Consider the following 3447-nt stretch of genomic DNA (forward strand, 5'->3'; position numbering starts at 1 on the left):
TTCCGTAACCGTCAGTGTCAGCCCGGCCAGTGTGCAGGAAGACGGTACGACTAACTTAGTTTACACCTTTACTCGCACTAACTTAAACCTGAGTTCTCCCCTGACCGTTAACTTCGGGGCGAGTGGCATAGCCAACGCCGCCCCGGTGGGAAGCTACCCAGCCGATTACAACGTATTAACAGGTAGTGGTGTCACCTTCGACCCGACGACGAAATTGGGAACCGTCACTTTTGCCGCCGGTGCGACAACGGCAACGGTCGTGGTTGATCCCATTGCTGACACCGTACAGGAAAACAGCGAATCAGTTATTTTAACCGTCAATTCTGGGACGGGCTACATTGGTGGTTCTCCTAATACAGCAACGGGAACTATTATTTCTGAGGAAGGATTTACCACCTACTTCTGGGATGATTTTGCCAATAACAGCAAGGGTTGGACTCTGGGTACAGAATGGCAAATCGGTGCTGCCACAGCTTCTACAGGTCACGTATATGGGAACCCTGATCCCGGAACGGACAATACTCCCACAGCCGATAATGGTGTAGCTGGGGTTGTTATTGGTGGAAATGCCTCTACAGCCTTGCACGGCTTCTATTATTTAACCAGTCCGGTTATCAACACCAGCACGGCCAATCAGTTGTTCTTTGAATTTGCCCGTTGGCTCAATAGTGACTACACGCCCTTTCTGCAGAACAAAGTTGAGATATTCAACGGTTCTAGCTGGGTCAATCTTTTGCCTAACAATTTCGACGAGGCTCCAGGAGTCCAAGATAACGCTTGGACCCCTCAACAATTTGATATTAGTGCCCACAAGAGTGCCTCAACTCAAATTCGTTTCGGGGTCAATGTTGGTAGTTCTGATGTATTTACAGTAAGTTCGTGGAACCTTGATGATGTCAAAATCTATGGTGATGGGGGGATGACGACAAAATCAATCTCAATCGCCAAAACCACCGACGGTAAGGAAGCCGGTTCCGTGAGCAGTGTCTTTACCCTCACCCGCACCGGCGACCTCTCCAGTGCCTTAACGGTTAACTACACCCTGGCGGGTACTGCTACCCTCGGCAGCGACTACAATGATCCCAGTTTAGGCCAAGCCACCTTTGCGGCAGGTTCATCCACAGCCACCATCACTCTGCCCACCATCGACGATAGTGTGGTAGATCCCAGTGAAACGATCATCAGCAAAATTACCGCCCCCGCCGGCTACACTATTAGTGGACCCGACACGGCTACGGCGACGATCATCGATAACGACTTTACCACCTACTTCTGGGATGATTTTGCCAATAACAGCAAGGGTTGGACTCTGGGTACAGAATGGCAAATCGGTGCGGCCACAGCTTCTACAGGTCACGTATATGGGAACCCTGATCCCGGAACGGACAATACTCCCACAGCCGATAATGGTGTAGCTGGGGTTGTTATTGGTGGAAATGCCTCTACAGCCTTGCACGACTTCTATTATTTAACCAGTCCGGTTATCAACACCAGCACGGCCAATCAGTTGTTCTTTGAATTTGCCCGTTGGCTCAATAGTGACTACACTCCCTATATGCAGAACAAAGTTGAGATATTCAACGGTTCTAGCTGGGTCAATCTTTTGCCTAGCAATTTCGACGAGGCTCCAGGAGTCCAAGATAACGCTTGGACCCCTCAACAATTTGATATTAGCGCCCACAAGAGTGCCTCAACTCAAATTCGTTTCGGGTTCAATGTTGGTGGCTCTGGTGTATTTACAGTAAGTTCGTGGAACCTTGATGATGTCAAAATCTATGGTGATGGCGGTGTTACCTTACCTGTAATCACAGTAGTAGCCAACGATGCCGTGGCTGGTGAACCCGCCAACAATGGTCAATATACCCTCACTCGCACCGGTGACACCACCAGCGACTTGACGGTGAATATCGCCATGAGCGGCACGGCAACCAATGGCAAGGATTACACTGCCATTCCAGCCACGGTAACTTTTAAATCGGGTTTTTCCACCGCAACGGTTGACCTCAATGTCATTGACGACACCCTCGTAGAAGGCACGGAAACCGCCACCCTCACCGTCTTAGCCGGCTCTAGTTATACCCCCGGCAGTTTAGGCAATAAGTCTGGCTCCGCTACAGCAAGTCAAGGTAATGGCAACCTAGCCGCCAGTGCAACTGTAAGCATTGCTGACGATGAGCCGCCTCTGAACACAATCACCCTGGATGCGGCAGATACGGGATGGTACGATGTCACAGGATACCACGATCCTGGTAATACTAATTATTTTGTGGGAGATTTGAGTTTACTTCACCGCAACTGGTTTACTTTCAATCTGCCGACGTTGACCGCCCCGATTATCAGCGCTCAACTGAAGGTGAACACCTATGACTACAATAGTCCGCAACCAAGTGAAACCTATGAGTTACGGGATGTCACGACGGCGGTACCCACCTTAACGGCGGGGGGAAGCGGTAAAACGGCGATTTATGCTGACTTAGGAGATGGTGCTATTTATGGCAGCCGAACCTACACCAATGGAGACGATAACCAGTTTCGTACCATTGACCTCAACGCCGCCGCCATCAGTGCCTTGACAGCCAAAAGTGGTCAAGCCTTTGCCCTCGGTGGTTTATTGACAACTCTGGATACGATTGACAACAGCGAGTACGTCTTTGGTTTTTCAGAAGGTTTTGTAGGAGATGTGCAGTTAATTCTGAATACGGGTACCGCGACAAAATCAATCTCAATCGCCAAAACCACCGATGGTAACGAAGCCGGTTCAGTAAGCAGTGTCTTTACCCTCACCCGTACCGGCGACCTCTCCAGTGCCTTAACCGTCAACTACACCCTGGCGGGTACTGCTACCCTCGGCAGCGACTACAATGATCCCAGTTTAGGCCAAGCCACCTTTGCGGCAGGTGCGGACAAAGCCACCATCACTCTGCCCACCATCGACGATAGTGTGGTAGATCCCAGTGAAACGATCATCAGCAAAATTACCGCCCCCGTCGGCTACACTATCAGTGGACCTGACACGGCGACGGCGACAATCATCGATGACGACCTTGGCATCCTCACTCTGGTGAAAACCACCGATGGTAACGAAGCCGGTTCAGTAAGCAGTGTCTTTACCCTCACCCGCACCGGCGACCTCTCCAGTGCCTTAACCGTTAACTACACCCTAGCGGGGACAGCGACTCCAGGTGTTGACTATACAGGCACTACTCCTAATACCGTCACCTTTGCGGCACTTTCCCCCACAGCTACCATCACTCTGCCCACCAAAGATGACCTCTTGAGTGATCCCAGTGAAACGATCATCACCAAAATTACCGCCCCCGCCGGCTACACTATCAGTGGACCCGACACGGCTACGGCCACCATTCTTGACAATGATGGTAACTCAGCTAATAACAACTTGGTCGGGACAAGCTTTGCCGATGCCCTGGCTGGAGTGGGAGGTAATGA

General features: G+C 50.9%; 1 protein-coding gene. It reads left to right on the forward strand.

The window, feature by feature from the left end; genetic code table 11:
* Window positions 1–3447, forward strand: a 3447-nt coding sequence (locus tag O9332_RS25300) for a Calx-beta domain-containing protein (RefSeq protein ID WP_288027850.1), incomplete at both ends; no start/stop codon positions are given.

The organism is Microcystis sp. LE19-10.1B (assembly GCF_027530565.1).
In the GTDB taxonomy this organism is placed as follows: Bacteria; Cyanobacteriota; Cyanobacteriia; order Cyanobacteriales; family Microcystaceae; genus Microcystis; species Microcystis aeruginosa.